Origin of the sequence: Paraherbaspirillum soli (assembly GCF_042654985.1) — a bacterium.
GTDB classification, from domain to species: domain Bacteria; phylum Pseudomonadota; class Gammaproteobacteria; order Burkholderiales; family Burkholderiaceae_D; genus Paraherbaspirillum; species Paraherbaspirillum soli.
Genome location: NZ_JBHSMT010000001.1, coordinates 38,046 through 60,592, shown reverse-complemented (window position 1 = coordinate 60,592; position 22,547 = coordinate 38,046). Strand labels below are relative to the sequence as shown.

Here is a 22,547-nt window from a genome sequence, read left to right as displayed (position 1 = left end):
TGTGGTTGCATCAACGGTGATCGGGCAATTCTTCAGGCTCCGCTGCAGCTTCACGCATCCATTGCGCCACCGCCGGATGGGCTTGCACACGCTCGGCGTAGGCTTGCAGCGCAGGTGCCAGCGGCACGCCGTAGGTGCGGAAACGCGTGACAACCGGCGCGAAGAATGCATCGGCAATCGAAAAATCGCCAAACAAGAATTGATGATGGCCGAATTTGGATAAACAGTTTTCCCAGATTTCGACTATCCGGGCGATATCCGCTTGGGTTGCCGCAGTGCGCCCTTTGCCCGGATACTGGCCGCGGATATCCATCGTCATTGAAGTACGCAGGCCATTGAATCCGGAATGCATTTCAGCGCACACCGAACGCGCAATCGCACGCGCCAAAACGTCTTTCGGCCACATTCCGCATTCTGGATATTGTTCTGCCAGATATTCGCAAATTGCCAGCGAGTCCCAGATCGATGTGTCGCCCACCAGCAGAACCGGTACGCGACCGGCGGTCGAATAGCGCGCGATCTCGCTAGCCGTATCCGCTTGATCCAGCAAAATCCTGACTTCCTTGAACGGGATCCCGAATGCGGTCAGCGCCACCCATGGCCGCATCGACCACGAAGAATAATTTTTGTTGCCGATCACCAGCGTCAAATCTGGTTTCCCAGCTTTTTGCGGGACTGCAGAAGAGCTTGCTTCAAGTTCTGTAATTTGCATGAACAACTCCGGGTTTCAACATCTTATTGATCAATTTTTCAACCAAGCTTCAGCATCAAGGCAAAGTCGATTCCACAAACCCCTTGGGCGCCACCGTCCCCAGACGCGCCTTCAGCGACTGCGGCTTGCCGTCGAACAGCGCGGCGTAATAGGTCGCGTTGGACAGCACATTCTTCACATAGCCGCGCGTTTCGGAAAACGGAATCGACTCGGCAAAGATTGCTCCTTCAACCGTCCCGGCCAAGGTCGAACGCCAGGCGCGCGGACGCCCCGGGCCGGCGTTATAGGCGGCGGATGCCAGCACTTGCGATCCGTCCAGGTCGGATAACACCATGCTCAAATAATTGGTGCCCAGCAGGATATTTGTATTCACATCGGATATCTGGTCGGCTGTAAAGCCATCGAGTCCGATTTTCTTGGCGACATAGCGTGCCGTGGCCGGCATCACCTGCATCAAGCCGGAGGCGCCGACATGTGAACGGGCGCGCATGACGAAGCGCGATTCTTGCCGAATCAAGCCGTATACCCACGCCATATCGAGCCCGAGTGTTTGGGTGTTGCTCGCCATGATGTCGCGATACGGCGACGGGAAGCGCTGGCTGAAATCGACTTCGACTTTGGTGCGGTCGGAAGTATTCACCATCCGGTCCAGGACATTGTTTTGGCGCGCAAATTCTGCGGCGGTCAGCAATTGACGATCGCTCATCTTGCGCAGTTCCCAGTTCCACTCACGGACACCTTCAAAGCGCAGGTCCATATCAAAAAAGCGCAGGGCGCGACGGAAACCGACGTTGTTCGCCATCGGCGCCATTTCCTCGGCGCTAAAGGTAGGCGACGAGGGGACCGCAATAATTTTCTGCCCCATTTCTTCCAAGGCCAACTGACCATAGAAGTTGGTTTGATCGGCAATCAACTGGAATTGATTTTGGGCGGATTCGGCCCGCCCTTCTGCCCGGTAGGCCCGACCCAGCCAGTAAATCCAGGCTGGATCGTCGCGCAACTCTGACGGCATGGCTTCAATGCCGCTCTTGACCAGCTTCCAGTCGCCGGCGCGCAATGCCGACCGCACCCGCCACTGGTAGCCATCCATCGACAATGATGCGCCCTTGACTTCGCGCCAATAAGCTATCGCCTGCGGATCGAGCTTGAACGCTGCTTGCAACGCAATCTGCGACCACGCAAGCGAACGCTCGGCGGAAGTTAATTGATCGGCCGCGTTGCCGAGGGCGGCTGCGGCTCGTCCCGCGTCACTTTTTGCCAGCCGCCCCAGCGCAATAATGAACAGTTCATGACCAACCCGGCCAGCGCCCGGTCCGCGCGCAACGACCAGCGACGATTTATCAATCGCCTGCGCCAGTTGCGCATCATCGGCGTCGATAAACGGCGTCATGCGACGAGCGACGGTAGCATTTCCGGACTCGACCGCGAGCCGAATCTGGAACCACACATCGTCAGGAGTGAACTGGCCATTTTGCGCCAGCGTTCCGATCAGCCCGGTACAGCCCGGGCCGTAATCCTTCGGCGTCGTCAACAACGATCGCGCATCGGCGGCAACATTCTTGCCTTTCAACGCCGACGAGGCCAACGCATAGCATTTGAGCTGCGTATCATCGTCCAGCGCGAACAGCGGATATTGCTCGTCGAACGTGGTCCAATCCCCTGCTTTGCCGAGCTCCAGCAGCCAGTCGTTGCGCAGCCGATCGGCAATCGCGGTGCCATCGTAGCGCTTCAGGTAATCACGAATATCGGCTTGAGGAGCGACCAGATCTTTGATCAGCGGTTTTAAGCGGTAGTAATCAACGTAGGAAGGGATGTCATAATTACCCAGGCTTGACGCGAGAATCTCGGCCTTGTCCGCATTGTTGGCGCGCGCAGCATCGCGCAATGCCAGAAAGGCATCGTCCTGGCTAGCGTAGCTGACGGCGTTGATTTGACGTTTTTGAGGTTTCTGCGCATACACGGCAGGCGATAGTGCGGCGGAAGATGCAACTGCGACGGTAAAAACTGCAAGCCACTTTGTTGTAAACATAGTTGAACAATCTTAATTTTTACGAGGGCGAAAGATGGTGCCTAGCATAGCACGCGATGCCGGCGACGCAACGCCCGAAAACGCCCCCCAAAAAGCGCTTTTGCGTCGTTCGTTGCTGGCAACGCGGCAAGCGGTTGACGCCGTCACGCGACATCGCTGGGACGCCGAACTTTGTCAGCGGGTCATCGCCTGGGCGACGCTTTGGGGCGATGCCAATCCTGGGTGTTCGCTGGGTGTGTATTGGCCGATGCGTGAAGAACCGGATCTGCGTCCGGCATACGCGGCACTGGCGGCGCACGGCATGCAGCTGGCATTGCCGGTCGTGTCCGATAAAGAAAGCCCGTTGCAATTTGTCGTCTGGACGCCGGATGACGCGATGGTCAAGGATATATGCGGCGTACCGATTCCGGCTAGCGCTGTCGCCACCGCGCCGCTGGCGCTGCTAGTCCCCTGTGTCGGCTTTAATCGGCAGAGGACGCGGCTCGGTTATGGCGGGGGATTTTATGATCGGACGCTAGCATTACATCCGCGTCCAACCACGGTCGGTATCGCCTATTCCTGCGGGCTGGCGGAATTCGACGCCGCGCCCCACGATATTCCGTTGGACGCGATCATCACCGAAACAATCAGTTTCTGAAACTGGCTCTTATAATTTAAGCCGCTGCCAGATTGCAGTGGTTGCCACCGGCTGATTCAGCGTATAAAAATGCAAGCCCGGCGCACCGCCTGCCAGCAAGCGCTCGCACAATTGCGTCACCACATCCAGGCCAAACGCCCGAATCGATTCCGTGTCGTCGCCGTAGCTGGCTAGCTTGAGGCGAATCCAGCGCGGGATCTCGGTACCGCACATATCCGAGAAACGCATCAGCTGTGAGTAATTGGTGATCGGCATGATACCGGCGACCACCGGCACCGTCACTCCCAGCTTTTGCGCTTCGTCGACGAAGCGGAAGTAGGCGTCGGCATTATAAAAATATTGCGTGATGGCGCCATTGGCGCCGGCTTTGACCTTGCTGGCGAAACGTTGCACGTCGTCCTGCGGCGATTTCGCCTGCGGATGCATTTCGGGGTATGCCGCGACCTCGATATGAAACCAGTCGCCGGTTTCGGCACGAATGAATTCCACCAACTCATTGGCATATCGGAATTCGCTCGATGAAAAATCCATCGCTCCGTAACCGCTTGGCAAATCGCCGCGCAGCGCCACCAGGCGCTTGATCCCGTTGGCCTTGTACTGCGCCAGAATCGCCCGCAGCGCTTCGCGCGAACTGCCCAGGCAAGACAGATGGGGTGCGGCGTCATGACCTGCTTTGCGGATATCGAGAACCGTGTCGAGCGTGCCCTTTTGGGTCGAGCCGCCGGCACCGAAAGTCACTGAAAAATATTTCGGGTGCAGCTCGGCCAGCTTGGCGCATGTGACGCGCAGTTTCTCCGCGCCCTCGGGGGTCTTCGGCGGGAAAAATTCAATGCTGAAATCTTGTTGTGCCATTTAACTCTTCTTCAGTAGCAAAGTGGACAATGCCCACGACACGATGCTGTACAAAATTGCGCCGCCAACCGCCGACCAGAAACTGGCGACATGAAAGCCGTCCACCAAATGCGACACCAGCCAGAACATCAGACCATTGATGATGAAGATGAATAAGCCCAATGTCAGCAAGGTCGCCGGCAAGGTCAGCAACAACAGTATCGGGCGTATCAGCGTATTGACGATGCCGAGCAACAACGCAGCGATCAGCGCCGCGCCAAAACTGTCGAAACTCACTGAGCGCATCAGGTACGGGAGAGCCAGCAGTGCCAACGTATTAATCAGCCAGGTAATCAGTAAAGGCATCGGGTATCCCACGTGAGAATAAAATGTCTGCTTGGAAAATCCTCACCGCCGGCATTCGATACTGCCGAACGCCGGCGGTGAATTCACTACTCTAACGCTGTCTTAATAACGATAGTGCTCAGGCTTGTAAGGACCGGTTTTCTTGACGCCAATATAGGCTGCCTGCTCTTCCGTCAACTCGGACAGTTGCGCATTCAGTTTTTTCAGCTGCAGGCGCGCGACCTTTTCATCCAGATGCTTGGGCAAGGTGTAAACGCCGACCGGATAGGCGGCGGTATTTGCATACAATTCGATCTGGGCGATGGTCTGGTTAGCGAATGACGAGCTCATCACATACGATGGATGGCCGGTACCGCAACCAAGATTTACCAAGCGGCCTTCGGCCAGCAGGATGATCCGTTTGCCATTCGGGAAAATCACGTGGTCGACTTGCGGCTTGATGTTTTCCCAGGTGTATTGCTTCAGGGCGGCGACTTCGATTTCATTATCAAAATGGCCGATGTTGCAAACGATCGCCTGATCCTTCATCTTTTGCATGTGGGCGTGTGTGATCACATGATAGTTGCCGGTGCAGGTGACAAAGATGTCGCCATGCTCTGCCGCATAGTCCATCGTCACCACGCGATAACCTTCCATCGCCGCTTGCAATGCGCAAATCGGATCGACTTCGGTCACCCAGACTTGCGCCGACAAGGCCCGCATCGCTTGCGCCGAACCCTTGCCGACGTCACCGTAACCGGCAATCACGGCGACTTTGCCGGCGATCATCACGTCGGTAGCGCGCTTGATGCCATCGACCAGCGATTCGCGGCAGCCGTACAGATTGTCGAACTTGGATTTGGTGACCGAATCATTGACGTTGATCGCAGGGAAAGCCAGTTTTCCTTCCTTGTGCATCTGATAGAGGCGGTGCACGCCGGTGGTGGTTTCCTCGGTGACGCCTTTGATTTGCGCCAAGCGGGTCGAGTACCAATTCGATTGGGTCGCAAGCTTTTTCTTGATCGAGTTGAACAGGCAGATTTCTTCTTCCGAAGACGGATTGTTCAGCACCGAAGCGTCTTTTTCTGCGCGCGTTCCCAAATGCAACAACAAGGTCGCATCGCCGCCGTCATCCAGAATCATGTTGGCTTGTTGCTCGCCCGGCCATTCAAAAATGCGGTGCGTGAACTCCCAATAATCATCCAAAGATTCGCCCTTGAAGGCGAACACCGGCGTGCCGGCAGCCGCAATCGCAGCCGCAGCGTGATCTTGTGTCGAGTAGATATTGCATGAGGCCCAACGCACTTGGGCGCCAAGCGCTTCCAGCGTCTGGATCAGGACCGCGGTCTGGATCGTCATGTGGATCGAGCCGGTAATGCGTGCGCCTTTGAGCGGCTGCGCGGCGGCGAATTCTTCGCGAATTGCCATCAGGCCCGGCATTTCGGTTTCGGCGATTTTGATTTCTTTGTCGCCCCAACCAGACAAGCTGATATCGGCAACAACGTAATCTTGGGTTGAAGAGGTGGAATTTGAGTTCATTACTGCGGCGTTCATCACGCCCTCCTTTCGTCAGAAAAAAAGTAACGTGAGCGCAGTTGCAAAGTTGACTGTACCAAGCCTGGCAGACGGAGTCTGTCGCAACGCTCCTTGGTACGAGCCGCTATTCTAAATCAAAATATGCGGCTTTCAGCTACCTGCGCTCACATATTCCAGGGATTCGGTGCATGTAATAAGCCGTCGTATTTTTTCCGATACCGCGCCGGATGACGATGCATTCCGGCGGCACAGGAACGACATCACACCCAGCCCATTTCATGCAGTTCGCTCTTGGTGTACGCATAATAAATCGGCGCCGCCACCAGTCCCGGCAATCCAAATGCGGCTTCGGCCAACAGCATCACCAGCAATAACTCCCAGCTGCGAGCATTAATTTGCGAACCGACAATCCGCGCATTCAGGAAATACTCCAGCTTGTGAATCACCACCAAAAACACCAGTGCCGCCAATGCCACATAAAGCGAAACCGACAAGGCGATCAGCACGATCAGCGAATTCGAGATCAAATTGCCGATCACCGGCAACAAGCCAGCCAGGAACGTGACGATGATCAAGGTCTTGGTCAACGGTAAATGCACGCCTGCGAACGGCAGCACCACTAATAGGAAGATCGCCGTCATCGCGGTATTCAGCAACGAAATCTTGATCTGCGCGAACACCACGCGTCTAAAAGCATCTGCCAGCAAGTGCGCGCGCCCCAGCAATTCCCCGGCCAACGGCTGCAGCAACGGCATTGGATGCGCAGCATGCAACGCCACCATGGCGCCCAGCACCATCCCGATCAGCACATGAATAAATACCTGCACAACTTCCTTGCCGGCCAATTGCAATGTCCCGCTATGGGCTTGCAACCAGTCGCCGGCTATTTGCCGAATCTCGTCGATATCGTCTGGCAGGTATTCCCTCAACCAGGCCGGCAGCTGAGTGCGCGCCTGATCGACTACCAACATCAATTTTGATTGCAGCACGTTCATGCGGTCAGGGCCGCCGTGAAAAAATGCCACCAAACCAAATATTGCCAGCGTCAACAGGCCGATAACTATGACCGATAGAAAGACCACGGAAATCAGATGGGCGCGCTGACTGGTCAGACGACGCTGGATCAATGGCGTCAGCGTACGCACCAACTCATACACCAGCAACCCGGCCAAGAAAGCCGTCAACAAATGCAAGGTCATCACCAAAAACAGCACGGCAATCGACACCAGCCAGGCAGCGAGGCGAAACCGCGGCAACTTGGTGATCACCGGGCGCAACGGATTATCGGTAGTCTGAGATAACGAGGTTTTGAGCAATGCCATGTGGGGACGTAGCAAGCGCCAGCGCAATCGGTCTTACGCTTGCTAGTTATAGAGTCATTAAAGCGGATCAGTGTAACAAGCGGTTAATCGAATGCAAAGCGCGAACGCAAAGCACGATCGCGTTGGCCGGCAGGTGACACACCTCAGATCGACATTGAGAGGGACGCCGGGTCCCTCTGCGCGCCAAGCGATTACAGTGCGGCGGCTTTCAGCGCTGCGGCCTTGTCGGTACGTTCCCATGAAAATTCCGGCTCTTCACGGCCGAAGTGTCCGTACGCTGCGGTTTTTTGATAAATCGGACGCAGCAAATCAAGCATCTGCACAATCCCCTTCGGACGCAGATCGAAATGCTCCAGCACCAGCTGCGCCAGCTTTTCATCGCTGATCTTGCCAGTGCCGAACGTGGTCACCATGACCGAGGTCGGTTTGGCGATACCGATCGCATACGACACCTGGATCTGGCAACGCTTGGCGAGTCCGGCGGCAACGATATTCTTCGCCACATAACGGCCGGCGTAAGCGGCGGAACGGTCTACCTTGGATGGGTCCTTGCCGGAGAATGCGCCGCCGCCATGGGGGGCCGCACCGCCGTAGGTATCGACGATGATTTTACGGCCGGTCAAGCCGCAATCGCCTTGCGGGCCGCCGATGACGAAGCGGCCAGTCGGGTTGATCAGGTAGCGGGTATTTTGCAGCCATTCTTTTGGCACCACCGGCTTGATGATTTCTTCGATCGCGGCTTCTTCAATTGCCTTGTGCTGCATTTCCGGCCCGTGCTGGGTCGATAGCACGATAGTGTCGATCGCTACCGGACGGCCATCGACGTATTTCAGCGTGACTTGTGATTTGGCGTCCGGGCGCAGCCAAGGCAAACGGCCGTCTTTACGCAGTTGCGATTGACGTTCGACGATGCGGTGGGCGTAATAGATCGCGGCCGGCATCAGTTCCGGCGTTTCATCGCAGGCGAAACCGAACATCAATCCCTGGTCGCCCGCGCCTTGATCGAGATCGAGGCCCTTGCCTTCATCGACGCCTTGGGCGATATCCGGCGATTGCTTGTCGTAAGCGACCAGCACCGCGCAGCTTTTGTAGTCGATGCCATAATCGGCATTGTCGTAACCGATGCGCTTGATCGTTTCGCGCGCGACGTTGATGTAATCGACGTTCGCAGTCGTTGTCACTTCACCGGCCAACACCACCAAACCGGTATTGCACAGGGTTTCTGCGGCGACACGGGCGGTTGGGTCTTGCGTGAAAATGGCGTCGAGAATCGCGTCCGAGATTTGATCGGCGACTTTGTCGGGATGACCTTCGGAGACGGATTCTGAGGTGAAGAGATACTCGTGTGCCATGACAGGCTCCTATAAAAACAGTTGTGACCATGTCGCAGTCAAACCTGTTGAGCCTGCGACGCTTTAGCGAAATTTGTATTCCGCCTCGCAAGTTGTCTATTAACTCGGCGGATAATGCTTAAAACTATATCTGAGGGTGTTGCTGATAAATACGTGATCTGCTGCCAAAAATAGTGCCTCAACGCCACTTTGTTTCTGGACTAATGTGCTATTTTACGCCTCTTGTAAAAAATCGGCAGAATCCCCCCATTGTGCTCCTTCTGGGCTTCTCTAATGCTTGTCTCGCTCTTTCGTTTACTTTCCAAATTACCTTTATTTTTCCTGCATGCAATAGGAGCAGCGGTCGGCTGGCTAGTGTATCTGGCCTCTTCTTCGTATCGCAAAAAATTGAAGGATAACCTCACCCGCGCGGGTTATCAGGCGCACTTGTCAAAGGCCATCCGCGAATCCGGCAAAAGCATGTTTGAGTTGCCGTTTGTCTGGTGCGCGCCGCCGCAACGAGTGCTGCGTACCGCCACCATCGAAAACTGGGAATTGGCGCAAGCCGCGCTGGATACCAAAACCGGGGTGATTTTCCTGACCCCGCATCTTGGCTGCTTTGAAATCATCGCGCAGGCGATTGCGACCAAAACCGCTCTCACCGCGCTTTATCGACCGCCGCGCAAAGATGCTTTAAAACCGTTGATTGAGGGCGCGCGCGGACGCCATAACTTGTTGCTGGCGCCGGCCAATCTGGCAGGCGTGCGCACCTTGCTGAAGGCACTCAAAAAAGGCCAGGCGATTGGCTTGTTGCCGGATCAGGTACCGCAGAATGGCGAAGGCGTGTGGGCCAATTTCTTTGGGCGCCCAGCTTACACCATGACATTGTCGGCCAAGCTGCACCAAATGAGCGGCGCGCCTATCATTTTGTCTTATGCCGAACGGCTGCCATTCGGACGCGGCTATGTGATTCGTTTTGTGCCTTTCGAAGAAGCGCTAGGCGACACTCCGGAGCAGCAGGCGCAAGCGATCAACCTGGCGATGGAAAAGCTGATCGCCCGTTGCCCGGCACAATATATCTGGAGTTACAACCGTTACAAGACGCCGCCTGGAGTCAGCGCTCCGCCATCCGCTACCGCAGCCGCCTCGCAGGTGGATGCATGAGAGCGCTGATTGGCTTGTTGTGGCTGGCGCATTTCTTACCGTTGTGGATCTTGGGACCGGTCGGCGAAGCCTTGGGATCGCTGCTGTTCATCATCATGAAGCCGCGTCGGCATATCACGCTGACCAATCTGCGCCTGTGTTTTCCGGACATGCCGCAGCAACAGCGAGTAGCGCTGGCGCGCCGCCATTTTCAGGCTTACTCGCGCAGCGTGCTGGAGCGCAGCGTGCTGTGGTGGGCGTCCGAAGCCCGGCTCAAGCGCTTGATCAAAATCGATGCCGCCCTGCCGCTCGACACGTTGCACGCGGGTCCGACGATTTTGCTGTGCCCGCACTTTGTTTGCCTTGAAATCCCCGGCATTGCGCTGGTGCTGAATTCATCCTTGTCGATTTGCACAATTTATACGCGCCAACAAGATGCGCTAGTAGATGCCGCATTGTTGAAGGGCCGCTCGCGCTTCCGCCCGGTCAAGCTGTTCTCGCGAGAGCAAGGGGTCAAACCAATCATCCGGGCGATGCGCGAGGGCTTCCCTTTTATCATGTTGCCGGACATGGACTTCGGCACCAAAGATGCCGAATTTGTCCCCTTTTTTGGCATTTCCGCCGCGACGCTTACCGCCACCGCGCGCATTGCCGCCGCGACCAAGGCCAAGGTGGTACCGATGATCGCCACCTTCCTGCCCGGCTACAAAGGCTGGAAAGTGAGCTTTTACCCGGCCTGGGAAAATTATCCTGGCGACGACATCGTCGAGGCCACGCGCCGCATGAATGCGTTTATCGAAGAGCGCGTGCTGGAAGCGCCCGCCGAGTATTTCTGGGCGCACAAACGCTTCAAGACGCGCCCGTCCGGACAAGCGGATGTTTATCAATAGCGCCGCTATAATCACGCCATGAAACTCAAATTCACAAAAATGCACGGTGCCGGCAATGACTTCATCGTCATTGATGCGATTCATCAACACATCGACTTCACGCCTGCGCAGTGGCAACAACTGGCCGACCGCAGGTTCGGGATTGGCGCCGATCAAATGCTGGTGGTGGAAAAACCACAAGCGGACGGCGTTGATTTCCGCTATCGCATTTACAACGCCGATGGCGGCGAGGTCGAGCAGTGCGGCAATGGCGCGCGCGCCTTCGTCAAGTTCGTCACCGACAAAGGCTTGACCAGCAAGCGTGCCATCAAGGTCGAAACCATGTCCGGCATCATCGAACCGATGCTGGAAGCCGATGGCCGCATTACCGTCGATATGGGCGCGCCGATTCTGGCTCCGGCCGCGGTGCCGTTTGATGCCGCCGGCCTGAGCAGCGCAGTGATGGGCGACGATGCGCTGTGGCCACTGGAAATCAACGGCAAATCGGCCTGGATCTCTGTGATCTCGATGGGCAATCCACATGCTGTGCAAGTGGTGGATGACAGCGAGGCCGCACCGGTATTGATCGACGGTCCGCTAATTGAAAATCACCCGCGCTTCCCGAAACGAGTGAATGCCGGCTTCATGCAAATTGTTGATCGCCATCAAATTAAATTGCGCGTCTTCGAACGCGGCGCCGGCGAAACTTTAGCTTGCGGCACGGGCGCCTGTGCGGCGGTAGTGGCGGGCATTCGGCGCGGCTTGCTGGAGTCGCCGGTCAAGGTCCGGACTCACGGCGGCGAACTGTCGATTGCGTGGGCTGGCTCGGGCCAGCCGGTGATGCTGACCGGACCGGCAGTATCGGTGTTTGAGGGCGAGATCGAGATCGCCGCAAGCTGAAGCACCTTAATCGGCATCCTGCTCAATCGCATCCACTGACGGCACGGCGGTCTTGAAACGATACAGCCGCTGCCGATAATTGCCCTCCGGCCCATTGGGCCCGCAATCGACATCCTCGAACAGGCGCGCAATCCTGCTCAGCGCCTGACGCTCTTCGCCGGTCTGAATCAAAATCAGCCGACGCTTGCTGCGTGCGTACTGGGCACGAATATCCACTACCAGGCAATGACCGCTGTCGGCCCGGTTCAGATCCAGCAGCAAAGCTTCAGGCCGGCTTAGTCCAAACAATAGTGCCAGCTCGACCCGCGCAGCCAGAAACGGATGGGCTTTGACCAGTTCGCGCGTCAATTGCTGCTTGGCCGTCTGCGCCCATGCCATCGGCTGTGCGCTGTCGGCAATTTTCGCCAACAAACTTGCGGCTTCGGCACTGCCCTGCGCCGCGGCTTTTTGCAGCCAGTAGACCGCGCGCACATCGTTAGTGAGTTGTTCGCGGCGATTGCGCCAGGCGCTGAGACCGCACTCCAGTTGCGCCTCACAGTGCCCCATCTCGGCCGCATGCTCCAGATGACGCTGCATATCGAGCAGGTTGCGTTGGGAAAACTCCGATTTCAAATAAATCCGCGATAGCGCATACCAGGCATCCGCCAGCCCCGCCTCTCCCGCCAGCGTCAGCCAGCGAATGGCTTTTTTATAATTGGCGGAGCCAGTACCGACCGACATCCGCTGGCCATGGCTATCCATACGGGCGTACCACAAGCCGAGCGCCAATTGCGCGGTCTTGTCATCGCCATACGCGGCCAACTCAAGAAATTGCTGCACTTCATATGCATCAAAATCCGCGCTGCTCAGCAAAGTCTGTGCAGCCCGCCTCAGCAACGACAAGCTTTCTTCGCCCAGCTGTCGCGCCAAGGCGTCCGACGGGCCGTTCAATTGCGCCAACAAGCCGCCGTATTGCTGCAGCACCGAACGCGCCAACGGTAACGCCCGCTCAAGAAAAACCGGCCAATCAGCCTTATCCCACGCCATCTGGGCCAGTGATTGCTGCGCTTGCATGACGCCGGCATCGGCGGCGCGCTCGGTCCACTCCAGCGTGGCATCCTCGACCTTGGCGGCAGGCTTGATCGCGATCTGATCACTTGCCAGCGGTGCCGGACTTGGCGCCACGCTCGCTGCATTATCGACATGTTGCGCCAACAGCCATTGCGCCTCTGCAATACCCGCCTGCGCAGTTGCCTCAAGCGCTTTCATGGCCTTGCTGCGAAGACCTGTCAGCGCATTCTGATCGCTGCCGCTATCACCTGGCGTCAGCACCAGCTGCGCCAACACCAGACCGGCCTGCAGCACGCCGGCATCGAAAGCGCGCTCATACCAAAGACATAAGTCGAGCGGCATATTCGCAGCACGCGCAACCTCAAGCGGAATATGACTGCCTATCAGCATCCAGGCGTCGGGCTCTTGCTGTTGCGCAGCACGCACCAGCCAATGCAATGCAGTTGGCAGACTCTGCGGCAGCCCATTGCCGCCAAACAGATAGCGTTTGCCTAACGCAAGTTGCGCCCCGGCCTGCCCTGCACGAGCGGCACGAATAATCGCCAGGTCTTCACGTTTAGCCATAAGCACCGATTTCCAAAACGCAAATTATCCCCGATAAACAGGAAAAATTTTATTTTGCGATGACTTTTACAAAAATCGCTTCTTTAATACAACACCCATTTATAAGTAAAAGATAACGTTCGGATCCAATTTTCATTAAATTTGCCGCATTGGAGCAAGCAATGGCTAGATTGCCGGCGCAATCTCATCGCCAGCCATGTGCGGTCAAAAGTTGCCGATCTGCGCGCTATTTAGAACAATCCGTACGTAAAAGGCAGGAACAATCTAGCGCGATCAGCGTTGTTTAAGTCGACTCACATCTAGAAGAAGCGGCACAAATCAAATTTCTCCCTCGTCATGCGCCGCAAGTTCCGATGCAGGCAAAACGCGAACAAGGCCAACGGAACCAGAGCGCCACCGGCACGCTCGCAACCTGTCACAAAAATACAACACAATTAACAATCTCCCACAATTTCGACCAATTTATAGCCCTACAGCAAACCAAACTGCCAGCATAGACAGCGAGACCCCTTAATGTTCATCCATCCGGCAAGATGTACGGATCCTTAAGACAGTTTTCTAAATAAAGGACGTCAAATGAAGAAATCACTAATCGCACTGGCCGTACTCGGCGCAATCGCAGGTGCAGCACAAGCTCAAAGCTCCGTAACCATCTACGGTATCGTTGATACTGGCATCACTTACTCGAACCACCTGCCAACAGCAACTGGCACAGGCAGCAAGTTCAGCATGAACTCGGGCGTTATCCAAGGTTCACGCCTGGGTTTCAAGGGCACTGAAGATCTGGGCAATGGCCTGAAGGCAGTGTTCCAACTGGAAAACGGCTTCAAGAACGACACAGGCGCAGAAGGCGTGTCTGGCACCCTGTTCAATCGTAAGTCGGTAGTTGGCCTGTCGGGCGGCTTCGGTACTGTATTGCTGGGTCGTCAAACTGACTTCCTGGACGACGCGGGCGACATGACTGCGGTTAAGGACTTCGGTTCGATCGTTGGCAACTCCGTACACAATTTTGATCGCCTGGAAGGCAATCGCGTTCAAAATTCGGTTCGCTATAACTCCCCAGACGTAGCTGGCTTTACTGGTAGCGCGATCTACGGTTTCGGCGAACAAGCTGGCAAGACTTCCGGCGGCCAATCGTTCGGCCTGGGCGGTATGTACAAGAACGGCGGACTGGGTCTGTACGCTGGTTACTTCCAAGCAAAATTGGGCGCAACACCTAGCGACACTCTGACCGGCTCCATCGCTGGCTTGTTTACACCAGCTCAACTCGCTGCTGCAGGCTTTACTGATGGTTCGACCATCAGCAAAACATTCAGCATGGGTGGTAGCTTCCAAGCTGGTCCAGCACGCCTGTACGGTAACTGGTCGCGCGTAAAGGTGCCTAGCCTGTTCAAGCAAGACGTGTTTGAAATCGGTACCGACTACGCTGTGACAGCTCCGTTGCATTTGCTGGCTGCAGTTGAACATGTTCGTTACACAATCGAAGGCACTTCGACCAAGCCAAAGATGACCCAAGTTAACTTGGGCGCAGACTACTTCATGTCCAAGCGTACCGACCTGTATAGCTTCGTGTCGTACGGCAAGGGCAAGAACGGTGCTCCTACTGGTATCTGGGACACCGCTGCTCAAGACAGCAACGGCGGCAGCAACCAAACTTCGGTTAGCGTTGGTATCCGTCACAAGTTCTAATTTAAGCTAGTCGATCCCGTGGTTGCATAACGGGCTCGATTACTTGATTAGGGATGAAAATGGCGCACATGGGAAACCATGTGCGCCATTTTTTATTTAGCGCAGAATTTTGACTCCGCTCAAGGTTGTCATTCGCCACGATAGCGGTGATACTCTCGCCCATTATCCTTTCTCATCACAGACATTTCTTGCACCCCATGAGCACTCATCTGGATCCCGACAGCGTCGCGCAATACCTGATCGACGCGCCGCATTTTTTCGAAGAACACGCCGAGCTTCTGGCGCAAATCAAATTGACCAGCCCTTTGCTTGGTCGCGCCGTTTCGCTACAAGAACGACAAATGGAAGTGCTGCGGGAGAAGGTCAAGCTGCTAGACCTGCGACTGGCCGATCTGATGCGGAATGCTCAAGAAAACGATGCGACCACCCACAAACTACAGACCTGGACTCGCAGTTTACTGCTGGCGCGAAATGACGTTGATTTGCCGCATACGCTGGTGGATGGACTACGTACAATTTTCGCTGTACCCCATGCCACTTTGCGCATCTGGGGCGTCGCTGAAACCTATTCGCATACATGGTTCTCGGCACCGGCTTCGGACGATGCCAAGATTTTCGCCAATGGCTTGAGCGTGCCGTTTTGCGGTACCAATAATGACTTCGAGGCGGCATCCTGGCTTGAACAGGCTGGTGATATTCGATCGCTTGCGATGTTGCCGTTGCGCGTTACATCTACACCGGCGTCAGAGACATTCGGCCTGTTGGTTTTAGGCTCGCCCGATCCGCTGCGATTTAGCGCCGACATGGCGACCGATTTCCTGAGCCAGATTGGCGAGACGGCAAGTGCCGCACTAACCTGCCTGCTCGAATTTTAATCTGATCGATTACCACCCAGCCACCATGAGCGGCGACAGCAACCAGGCTTATCTCAAAGGCTATCTGGACAGCTTGACCAGCCAGCGCCAATTGTCGCCGCATACGATCAGCAACTATGGACGCGACCTAGCCGAACTGGCAACGCTGACACAAACGCTGGGCGACAATTGGCGCTTCGCCGCCGTCACTCACTTCCATATCCGGAAATTTGCCGCCCAGTTACATGCGCGCGGCTTGAATGCCCGCTCGATTGCACGCAAGCTGTCGGCCTGGCGCAGCTTCTTCGAGTGGCTGTCGGAACAAACCACCCTGCCCAGCAATCCGGTGGCAGGCGTAAAAGCGCCGAAGCGCGCCAAGCCGCTGCCCAAGGCGTTAGCTGCCGACGATGCGATACGCCTGGTCTCCAACGCCAGCCCAGGCGCCGATAGCGGATCCACTATCGCCCTATGCAATCAGGCAATGTTCGAGTTGTTATATTCCAGCGGGCTGCGCGTTTCGGAACTGGCGGGATTGGATGAACGTTACACGCGACAGGCTGGCTTTGAATCGGCTGGCTGGATCGACTTTGAGGCTGGCGAAGTGATGGTGACGGGCAAGGGTAATAAGAGACGTACCGTACCGGTCGGACAGCCCGCGATGCAAGCAATAGAGGCTTGGCTGGCGCTCCGCGCAACCCTGCTCAAAAGCAGCACTGGCGATGATGCATGCGCGCTATTCCTGACCGAGCGCGGCACCCGCATGTCGCCGCGCGTCATTCAATTGCGTTTGAAAAACCATGCACGCGCGCTCGGCATCCCTAGCGATGTGCATCCTCATGTATTGCGCCACTCATTTGCATCACATCTACTGCAAGGCTCAGGCGATTTGCGCGCGGTGCAAGAGATGCTAGGCCATGCGTCGATTGCCGCAACCCAGGTCTACACATCGCTTGATTTTCAGCGCTTGGCGCAGGTGTACGATGCAGCCCATCCGCGCGCAAAGAAAATTCCCGGCAAATAATGCCTTTTCAGATTGTTCGTATTTCGAAGTGATTGGGACGGCATTCCTTATCCCTGCCAACGCTGCGGAAGCATCAGCAGCGCGTTAAATCCGCAACAAGCATGCCTGTTTATGCGTATATCCGATGAGTCCGGCCGCCATCGAATATGCAACTGAATTGCAATTTGATGCATAATCTAATTCTTACCGATCAGCACTGCAAGCATGAACCCAGGCTCAAAATCCAAATCTGGTAGCGCCCCCCTTCCGACTGCGGCTGAGGCAACGACTAGCCGACACCCAACGACATTGGCAGAAACACAACTACGCGAGATGTCGGTGCGCACCACCCCTGCGCGCGTCAAGGTGTTAGCCGCTTTGCTCGACGCACGTTGCGCTTTCTCGCATCAAGACATGCAGGATCTGTTTGTCGAGATGGATCGGGTAACCCTGTATCGGGCGCTGGATTGCCTGACCGATGCCGGCCTGGCTCATAAGATCGCCGGCGACGATCGCGTATTTCGCTATAGTGCAGGCGCCGAACACACGGAGTCAGCCACCCGCGCGCATCATCCCCAACACCAGCACGGCCATTTCAAATGCACCCGTTGTGCCAAAGTATTTTGCCTGGATGGCAGCGGCGATGCAGGCTTCCTGGATAACGTACTGACACCAACCAAAGCCAGCGGCGGCGCCTCTGCTGTAGCGCTGCGCCAACAACTGCAACAAGCTTTACAGGACACCCTGGGCCAAGGCTTCCAGGGTCACGACATCGAATTGACGATCAAAGGCTGGTGCGCCGATTGCGTTCATTAGCCGCGTTAGTTACTCCCCTCTACCCCAATTTTTTCATCCCCGAATATAACCATGGCACTTATTCCGACCACCATCCTGACCGGCTTTCTCGGCGCCGGTAAGACTACGTTGCTGAATCGTATCCTGCAGCAACAGCATGGCCATAAAATCGCTGTCATTGAAAACGAATTCGGCCAGGAAAATATCGACAATGAAATCCTCGTGCAAGACAGCACGGAGCAAATTGTTGAAATGAATAATGGCTGCATCTGCTGTACCGTGCGCGGCGATTTGATCGCGGCATTGAGTACGCTGGCGCGCCGCCGCGATGCCGGCGAACTACAGTTTGATCGCGTCATTATTGAAACTACCGGCATGGCCAATCCAGGCCCCGTGGCGCAGACATTTTTTGTCGACGATGAGGTCGCAATGCACTACATGCTGGACGCGATCATCACCGTAGTTGATGCCAAGCATGCGATGCAACAACTCGACCAGCAGGAAGAGGCCCAACGGCAGGTCGGATTCGCCGATAAGTTACTCCTGTCCAAAACCGACCTGGTCAGTGCAGAGGAAATCGCAGCACTCAATGCCCGCCTGAAACGCATCAACCCGCGGGCGGCTATCATCACGCTCGATCCCTCGCACACGCCGATTGCCGAGATACTCGATATCCGCGGCTTCAACCTGAATGCCAAACTGGAAATCGACCCGGATTTTCTTGCTGCCGATGAAGAACAGCACGCACACAGTCACGCTGACGGTGCTTGCGACGACCACTGCAATCACGCATCCCATGAGCACGCCAAACACGCGCACCCAGCGCACAACCACCATCATGCGCATCACGACGATGAGATCGCCGCGTTTGTGTTCAAAAGCGAACGGCCGTTTGACACTGGCAGATTGGATGAATTTCTCGGCGGCATAGTGCAGGTATACGGCCCGCGCATGTTGCGCTACAAAGGCGTATTGTTGATGGATGGTGCCGACCGCAAGGTAGTATTTCAAGGCGTGCATCAAATAATGGGAAGCGATGTCGGCAGTAAATGGAGCGCGGATGAGCTGCGCAGCAGCAAAATGGTATTCATCGGCAAGAATCTGCCCAAAGAGATTTTTATTCGCGGACTGGAGCAATGTTTGGTATAAACTATGGCAGTTTTGCGCTAGGGAATTACTAGGTGGTAGTACACATTAAGTAGGTGAGATGCTGATTTAAGGGAGAGGACCATGAACCTGACCGTTAAAAAGACCGTCACCAGGAAGGTGTCAGTGTCGGCAGGCAAATTAACTGCCGACCTAAAAACGCGTGCCCGCGACAAGACTGCCACCCCCTCCCGACAAAAAGCTACAGCAGCCAAGCCCGCAAAAGGAACTGAAGCAACACAAAAACTCAGTGCAAAGGCTTTGAGGAGCAAGGACCAGACTGCCACCCCGACATCGCAGGCAATATCCAAAGTTGGCAAACCCAGTTCCAAACCTGTTGTAAAATCCCTAGCCAAGAAAACGACGATTGCCCCATCTGCAACAAAACCCGGTCTTGCCGCAGACAAGGTAACCCGCGATGCAACAGTTAAAACCAGCAATCCTGTTACAAAGAAACTGAATTCCCCAACGGCCAAGTCCGGTGCAAGCAATGGCGACAGAACAAGCAACAAGCCAGCAAGCGCCGGATTAACGGATAAATTTGAAAAAAACGTCGTATCGAAAGCAAGCGAAGTGGCTACTAAAACAACCAAACCAACCTCTGAAACCATTCTGCTGACTGAAGCGCAAATCCTCAAGATGAGCGAAAAAGACTACATGAATGAGGCACAACTGGCTTTCTTTAAAGCGCGTTTGCAGCAGCTGGAAAAAGAGCTGCTCAAGAATGCCGGAGAAACCACCGAGCATTTACGTGAAACCGTGCTGGTGCCAGATCCGGCAGACCGTGCCACGATCGAGGAAGAACACGCCCTGGAATTGCGTACTCGCGACCGCGAGCGCAAATTGCTGAAGAAAGTGCAACAGTCGATTGCGACCATTGATGCCGGCGAATACGGTTGGTGCGAAGAAACCGGCGAACCGATTGGCATCCCGCGTTTGTTGGCACGTCCAACCGCGACCCTGTCGCTGGAAGCGCAACAACGGCGCGAATTGAAGCAAAAGCTTTACGGAGATTGATCCTCAAGCCGGACCAAGTCCGGCTTGGCAGCAAGGCGCTTGCGGCAATGTGCACGGATGTGCCCGCATATGGATCAGTGGCGATCTTGTCATAGATGGCAACCGTGTATTTTTCAGATTCGCCGCGTCAAAGACATCGCGCATTTTCTCCAAACATCAACCAAGTCTTGGTGCGGCACGGATTTTATGCACCTGCTTATCGTTACGATGCAGTCTCGCTGCCGCCCATCAGCCGCTTGCCATTCCTGCCACGACCACTTGGCATCCGCACAAATATCTTAGCCATGTGGAAACACTGATCACATTTACGTCACAACTTAGTGCATTGGGGCATGCTTCCCGGGCTGCTTTGTGGTACCTTTAGCGCTATCTATTGATCGTGCGTTTTTGAGCGATCGGCGCCTAAAAACAGCATCAAAGATTCACGGTCAAGACAAGGAGCGCTGCCAAAAATATAACGACAGCGAATTCTTAAATTTGGCGATTCCAGTATCCGGTCGTACAAGCAGACCTTACAATGACTGGGCGCAGCCAAAAACCCGATTTAAAACAATTCACAGCGATTCGTATAGATTCGTAGCAACTTACTTTCAGGATCAACACGTGGGGATTTTCTCGCTCTTCGGCAAAAATAATCGTCCAAGCGGTCATCCGCAGAAGGAAGATACTTCACCAGCCACAGCAGACAATCAGATTCCCATTCAATATGGCGAAAGCCCTGAGCGACTGACTAATTCAACCACGCTGCGCGGCGATGCTGTGTCGCGGACTGCGACCGCGCTGAAGATTGATGCGATCGAGTCAGAAATGTCGTCCGAGTTTGTTCATATCCCAGCTTCATCCAAAAGCGCCAGCGACCTGAATCCCGCCCCCCCGAATACGATGCAAGGCCAGAACACCATACCGCTTGCCTTGCCTGTGATGAGCAGAGCGACTGATTTTCTGGACAACGAGTCCAAAAGCGGCAGTATCGAAGTATCTGTGTCCGACACGCCGGAAGTGATTGAAGAAGCTGCGGTACTGTTTGCCAGCGATCAGGCCGGCATCGCCGAGCAGTTTCTACAAAATGCAATTGCGGAAGACAATCTCGGTTCGTCGACGCACGTCGTATGGTGGATGCTGCTGGATTTGTACCAAATCACCGGGAAGCAGCAAGAATTCGACAATCTGTCGGTCGATTTCGCCAACAAGTTCGAAACCTCTCCGCCTACCTGGGCCGAGACCTTGACCCTCAATCCAACGTCGAAGAGCCAGGAACCGGTGACCACGACGCCAGCAATTGCTTTTTCCGGCAAGCTGGACGCCAACATCAGCAAACAACTGGAACGCGCACAAAAATTAAGCGCCAGCAATTCCGTGCTGCGCCTTGAATTTACGCGCGTCACCTCGGTCGATCCGATCGGCTGCGGCCTGTTGCTGCGAATGTTGAAAAAGCTGCAAAAACCCGGACTCGACCTGATTCTGGTTGGCGCGACCGAACTGGCCGATAGAATCCGCGAAATCCTGCAAGTCGGGCGCCGCGATGAAACTGCCGCACCTTGGCTGTTGTTGCTCGAAATCCTGCATCTGCTGAATCTCGAACACGCCTACGAAGACGCGAGCATTGATTACTCGATCACTTTTGAAGTTTCCCCGCCGCCGTTCATCGCACCAAAAACAAAAATCACGACGGCGGCCGAGGATATCGCCCAAGCCACCAGTATCCCCGACAGCAATAGCCTGCCTATGCCGGCGCTGATCGAGGGCCGCACCGAGGATCTGCTGACCAGAATCCAGTTCCATGCGAACACCTACAGCCCGGCGATCATTGATTGTTCGCGCCTGGTCCGGGTCGATTTCAGCGCCGCAGGAGAGCTCCTTAACGGCCTCACGCAGATTGCCGGCAATGGCAACGCGATCGAGTTCCACGACGTCAACCACCTTGTTACCGCCTTGTTCAGGGTGATGGGGATACAGGACGTGGTCCGCGTCATCCCGCGCAAAAATTGAATTCCGCAAATTAGTCTTTTCGCAAAAACGCATCCTTAATCACCCCCGCTACGGAATATGCGACGCATATTCCGTGCAATTCAACGCTTGCAATCAAGCTCGCCGTCCCCATTTTTTCGGAACAATATCGAGTTCGTTGCTCGATAGTGAATCACATGCAGCCCTGCCCGGCATCTGCATGATCGGTCCACTTTTTCTGAGGCAAACAAAATGGAACAATTTCATGGCACCACCATCCTCTCGGTACGGCGCGGCAACAGCGTCGCATTGGGCGGCGATGGCCAAGTAACGCTCGGCAATGTCGTGATGAAAGGCACTGCGCGCAAAGTACGCAAGCTGTATCAGGGCAAGGTACTGGTCGGCTTTGCCGGCGGCACCGCCGACGCCTTCACCTTGCTCGATCTGTTTGAAGCAAAACTGGAAAAGCATCAAGGCAATCTGATGCGCGCTTCGGTCGAGCTGGCGAAGGACTGGCGTACCGATCGCATGCTGCGACGCCTGGAAGCCATGCTCCTGACCGCCGACCGCGAAACCACGCTGGTAATCACTGGCAACGGCGATGTGCTGGAACCGACCGACGGCATCGGCGCGATCGGCTCGGGCGGTACCTTCGCCCAATCGGCCGCCAAGGCGCTGCAGGAAAATACCGATCTGGCGCCGGCCGACATCGTCAAAAAGTCGCTGGTGATTGCCGGCGAGCTGTGCATCTACACCAACCAGTCGCACATCATCGAAACGCTCGATTAAAACGGGCATTGCCGTCATCGCTCGCATCATTTCCCGAGCCA

Annotated in this window: 20 protein-coding genes and 1 riboswitch; of the genes, 12 read left to right on the top strand and 8 right to left on the bottom strand. The window is 55.5% G+C overall.

What is annotated here, in order from left to right:
- Nucleotides 1-10: 10 nt before the first annotated feature.
- Together ACFPM8_RS00285 and ACFPM8_RS00280 are read right to left on the bottom strand one after the other, a co-directional pair.
- On the bottom strand, nt 11-712 hold the full coding sequence (locus ACFPM8_RS00285; protein WP_378993761.1) for a glutathione S-transferase family protein: 702 nt from the start codon (nt 710-712) through the stop codon (nt 11-13).
- Between the two features lie 55 nt (nt 713-767).
- Entirely contained in the window at nt 768-2,741 is a 1,974-nt protein-coding gene (locus ACFPM8_RS00280) for a lytic transglycosylase domain-containing protein (protein WP_378993759.1), read from the bottom strand.
- Nucleotides 2,742-2,775: 34 nt separating this feature from the next.
- On the opposite strand from ACFPM8_RS00280, the gene ACFPM8_RS00275 reads away from it, so the two are divergent.
- Complete coding sequence (locus ACFPM8_RS00275) at nt 2,776-3,378, top strand: 5-formyltetrahydrofolate cyclo-ligase (protein ID WP_378993757.1); 603 nt, start codon at nt 2,776-2,778, stop codon at nt 3,376-3,378.
- Nucleotides 3,379-3,387: 9 nt separating this feature from the next.
- On the opposite strand, the gene metF is transcribed toward ACFPM8_RS00275, so the two are convergent.
- The 5 genes from metF to metK form a co-directional block, all read right to left on the bottom strand.
- Nucleotides 3,388-4,230 carry a methylenetetrahydrofolate reductase [NAD(P)H] gene (metF, locus tag ACFPM8_RS00270; RefSeq protein ID WP_378993755.1) on the bottom strand — a complete coding sequence of 281 codons (843 nt, stop codon included), beginning with the start codon at nt 4,228-4,230 and terminating at the stop codon, nt 3,388-3,390.
- Nucleotides 4,231-4,575, bottom strand: coding sequence for a phage holin family protein (locus ACFPM8_RS00265; RefSeq protein ID WP_378993753.1), 345 nt, complete (start codon nt 4,573-4,575; stop codon nt 4,231-4,233). It abuts the gene before it with no gap.
- Between the two features lie 102 nt (nt 4,576-4,677).
- On the bottom strand, nt 4,678-6,108 hold the full coding sequence (gene ahcY, locus ACFPM8_RS00260) for an adenosylhomocysteinase (RefSeq protein ID WP_378993751.1): 1,431 nt from the start codon (nt 6,106-6,108) through the stop codon (nt 4,678-4,680).
- Between the two features lie 26 nt (nt 6,109-6,134).
- A riboswitch (S-adenosyl-L-homocysteine riboswitch) is annotated at nt 6,135-6,209 on the bottom strand.
- Between the two features lie 141 nt (nt 6,210-6,350).
- Complete coding sequence (locus ACFPM8_RS00255) at nt 6,351-7,412, bottom strand: AI-2E family transporter (protein WP_378993749.1); 1,062 nt, start codon at nt 7,410-7,412, stop codon at nt 6,351-6,353.
- A gap of 191 nt (nt 7,413-7,603) precedes the next feature.
- Nucleotides 7,604-8,764: a methionine adenosyltransferase gene (metK, locus tag ACFPM8_RS00250; protein ID WP_378993747.1), complete on the bottom strand. Its 1,161-nt coding sequence runs from the start codon at nt 8,762-8,764 to the stop codon at nt 7,604-7,606.
- A 273-nt stretch (nt 8,765-9,037) separates the two neighbouring features.
- On the opposite strand from metK, the gene ACFPM8_RS00245 reads away from it, so the two are divergent.
- Genes ACFPM8_RS00245 through dapF form a run of 3 tightly spaced genes read left to right on the top strand, consistent with a single transcriptional unit; the run spans nt 9,038 to nt 11,655 of the window.
- Nucleotides 9,038-9,907, top strand: a complete 870-nt coding sequence (locus tag ACFPM8_RS00245) for a lysophospholipid acyltransferase family protein (RefSeq protein ID WP_378993745.1) — start codon at nt 9,038-9,040, stop codon at nt 9,905-9,907.
- On the top strand, nt 9,904-10,776 hold the full coding sequence (locus tag ACFPM8_RS00240; RefSeq protein WP_378993743.1) for an LpxL/LpxP family acyltransferase: 873 nt from the start codon (nt 9,904-9,906) through the stop codon (nt 10,774-10,776). Before ACFPM8_RS00245 ends, ACFPM8_RS00240 begins: the two co-directional genes overlap by 4 nt.
- A gap of 18 nt (nt 10,777-10,794) precedes the next feature.
- Nucleotides 10,795-11,655, top strand: coding sequence for a diaminopimelate epimerase (gene dapF, locus ACFPM8_RS00235; protein WP_378993741.1), 861 nt, complete (start codon nt 10,795-10,797; stop codon nt 11,653-11,655).
- A gap of 6 nt (nt 11,656-11,661) precedes the next feature.
- Here the strand turns inward: dapF and ACFPM8_RS00230 are convergent, their stop codons facing one another.
- Nucleotides 11,662-13,269, bottom strand: a complete 1,608-nt coding sequence (locus tag ACFPM8_RS00230; RefSeq protein WP_378993739.1) for an SEL1-like repeat protein — start codon at nt 13,267-13,269, stop codon at nt 11,662-11,664.
- A gap of 576 nt (nt 13,270-13,845) precedes the next feature.
- On the opposite strand from ACFPM8_RS00230, the gene ACFPM8_RS00225 reads away from it, so the two are divergent.
- The 8 genes from ACFPM8_RS00225 (at nt 13,846) to hslV (ending at nt 22,506) form a co-directional block, all read left to right on the top strand.
- Nucleotides 13,846-14,958, top strand: coding sequence for a porin (locus ACFPM8_RS00225; protein WP_378993737.1), 1,113 nt, complete (start codon nt 13,846-13,848; stop codon nt 14,956-14,958).
- 197 nt (nt 14,959-15,155) lie between these two features.
- Nucleotides 15,156-15,833, top strand: a complete 678-nt coding sequence (locus ACFPM8_RS00220; RefSeq protein ID WP_378993811.1) for a DUF484 family protein — start codon at nt 15,156-15,158, stop codon at nt 15,831-15,833.
- 25 nt (nt 15,834-15,858) lie between these two features.
- A complete protein-coding gene (gene xerC / locus ACFPM8_RS00215) occupies nt 15,859-16,833 on the top strand; it encodes a tyrosine recombinase XerC (RefSeq protein WP_378993735.1) in 975 nt (324 codons plus the stop codon).
- Nucleotides 16,834-17,037: 204 nt separating this feature from the next.
- Nucleotides 17,038-17,628: a Fur family transcriptional regulator gene (locus ACFPM8_RS00210; RefSeq protein WP_378993733.1), complete on the top strand. Its 591-nt coding sequence runs from the start codon at nt 17,038-17,040 to the stop codon at nt 17,626-17,628.
- A 51-nt stretch (nt 17,629-17,679) separates the two neighbouring features.
- A complete protein-coding gene (locus ACFPM8_RS00205) occupies nt 17,680-18,756 on the top strand; it encodes a CobW family GTP-binding protein (RefSeq protein WP_378993731.1) in 1,077 nt (358 codons plus the stop codon).
- A gap of 123 nt (nt 18,757-18,879) precedes the next feature.
- Nucleotides 18,880-19,770 (top strand): RNA polymerase-binding protein DksA, encoded by an 891-nt coding sequence (dksA, locus tag ACFPM8_RS00200; protein WP_378993809.1) that lies wholly within the window; start codon nt 18,880-18,882, stop codon nt 19,768-19,770.
- Nucleotides 19,771-20,373: 603 nt separating this feature from the next.
- On the top strand, nt 20,374-21,759 hold the full coding sequence (locus ACFPM8_RS00195) for an STAS domain-containing protein (RefSeq protein ID WP_378993729.1): 1,386 nt from the start codon (nt 20,374-20,376) through the stop codon (nt 21,757-21,759).
- 210 nt (nt 21,760-21,969) lie between these two features.
- A complete protein-coding gene (gene hslV, locus ACFPM8_RS00190; protein WP_378993728.1) occupies nt 21,970-22,506 on the top strand; it encodes an ATP-dependent protease subunit HslV in 537 nt (178 codons plus the stop codon).
- Nucleotides 22,507-22,547: the final 41 nt, after the last annotated feature.

Excerpts from the sequence above, each read along its gene's own strand:
- ACFPM8_RS00285 (WP_378993761.1), bottom strand. The coding sequence starts at position 712 with ATGCAAATTACAGAACTTGAAGCAAGCTCTTCTGCAGTCCCGCAAAAA.
- ACFPM8_RS00280 (WP_378993759.1), bottom strand. The coding sequence starts at position 2,741 with ATGTTTACAACAAAGTGGCTTGCAGTTTTTACCGTCGCAGTTGCATCT.
- ACFPM8_RS00275 (WP_378993757.1), top strand. The coding sequence starts at position 2,776 with ATGGTGCCTAGCATAGCACGCGATGCCGGCGACGCAACGCCCGAAAAC.
- metF (WP_378993755.1), bottom strand. The coding sequence starts at position 4,230 with ATGGCACAACAAGATTTCAGCATTGAATTTTTCCCGCCGAAGACCCCC.
- ACFPM8_RS00265 (WP_378993753.1), bottom strand. The coding sequence starts at position 4,575 with ATGCCTTTACTGATTACCTGGCTGATTAATACGTTGGCACTGCTGGCT.
- ahcY (WP_378993751.1), bottom strand. The coding sequence starts at position 6,108 with ATGAACGCCGCAGTAATGAACTCAAATTCCACCTCTTCAACCCAAGAT.
- ACFPM8_RS00255 (WP_378993749.1), bottom strand. The coding sequence starts at position 7,412 with ATGGCATTGCTCAAAACCTCGTTATCTCAGACTACCGATAATCCGTTG.
- metK (WP_378993747.1), bottom strand. The coding sequence starts at position 8,764 with ATGGCACACGAGTATCTCTTCACCTCAGAATCCGTCTCCGAAGGTCAT.
- ACFPM8_RS00245 (WP_378993745.1), top strand. The coding sequence starts at position 9,038 with ATGCTTGTCTCGCTCTTTCGTTTACTTTCCAAATTACCTTTATTTTTC.
- ACFPM8_RS00240 (WP_378993743.1), top strand. The coding sequence starts at position 9,904 with ATGAGAGCGCTGATTGGCTTGTTGTGGCTGGCGCATTTCTTACCGTTG.
- dapF (WP_378993741.1), top strand. The coding sequence starts at position 10,795 with ATGAAACTCAAATTCACAAAAATGCACGGTGCCGGCAATGACTTCATC.
- ACFPM8_RS00230 (WP_378993739.1), bottom strand. The coding sequence starts at position 13,269 with ATGGCTAAACGTGAAGACCTGGCGATTATTCGTGCCGCTCGTGCAGGG.
- ACFPM8_RS00225 (WP_378993737.1), top strand. The coding sequence starts at position 13,846 with ATGAAGAAATCACTAATCGCACTGGCCGTACTCGGCGCAATCGCAGGT.
- ACFPM8_RS00220 (WP_378993811.1), top strand. The coding sequence starts at position 15,156 with ATGAGCACTCATCTGGATCCCGACAGCGTCGCGCAATACCTGATCGAC.
- xerC (WP_378993735.1), top strand. The coding sequence starts at position 15,859 with ATGAGCGGCGACAGCAACCAGGCTTATCTCAAAGGCTATCTGGACAGC.
- ACFPM8_RS00210 (WP_378993733.1), top strand. The coding sequence starts at position 17,038 with ATGAACCCAGGCTCAAAATCCAAATCTGGTAGCGCCCCCCTTCCGACT.
- ACFPM8_RS00205 (WP_378993731.1), top strand. The coding sequence starts at position 17,680 with ATGGCACTTATTCCGACCACCATCCTGACCGGCTTTCTCGGCGCCGGT.
- hslV (WP_378993728.1), top strand. The coding sequence starts at position 21,970 with ATGGAACAATTTCATGGCACCACCATCCTCTCGGTACGGCGCGGCAAC.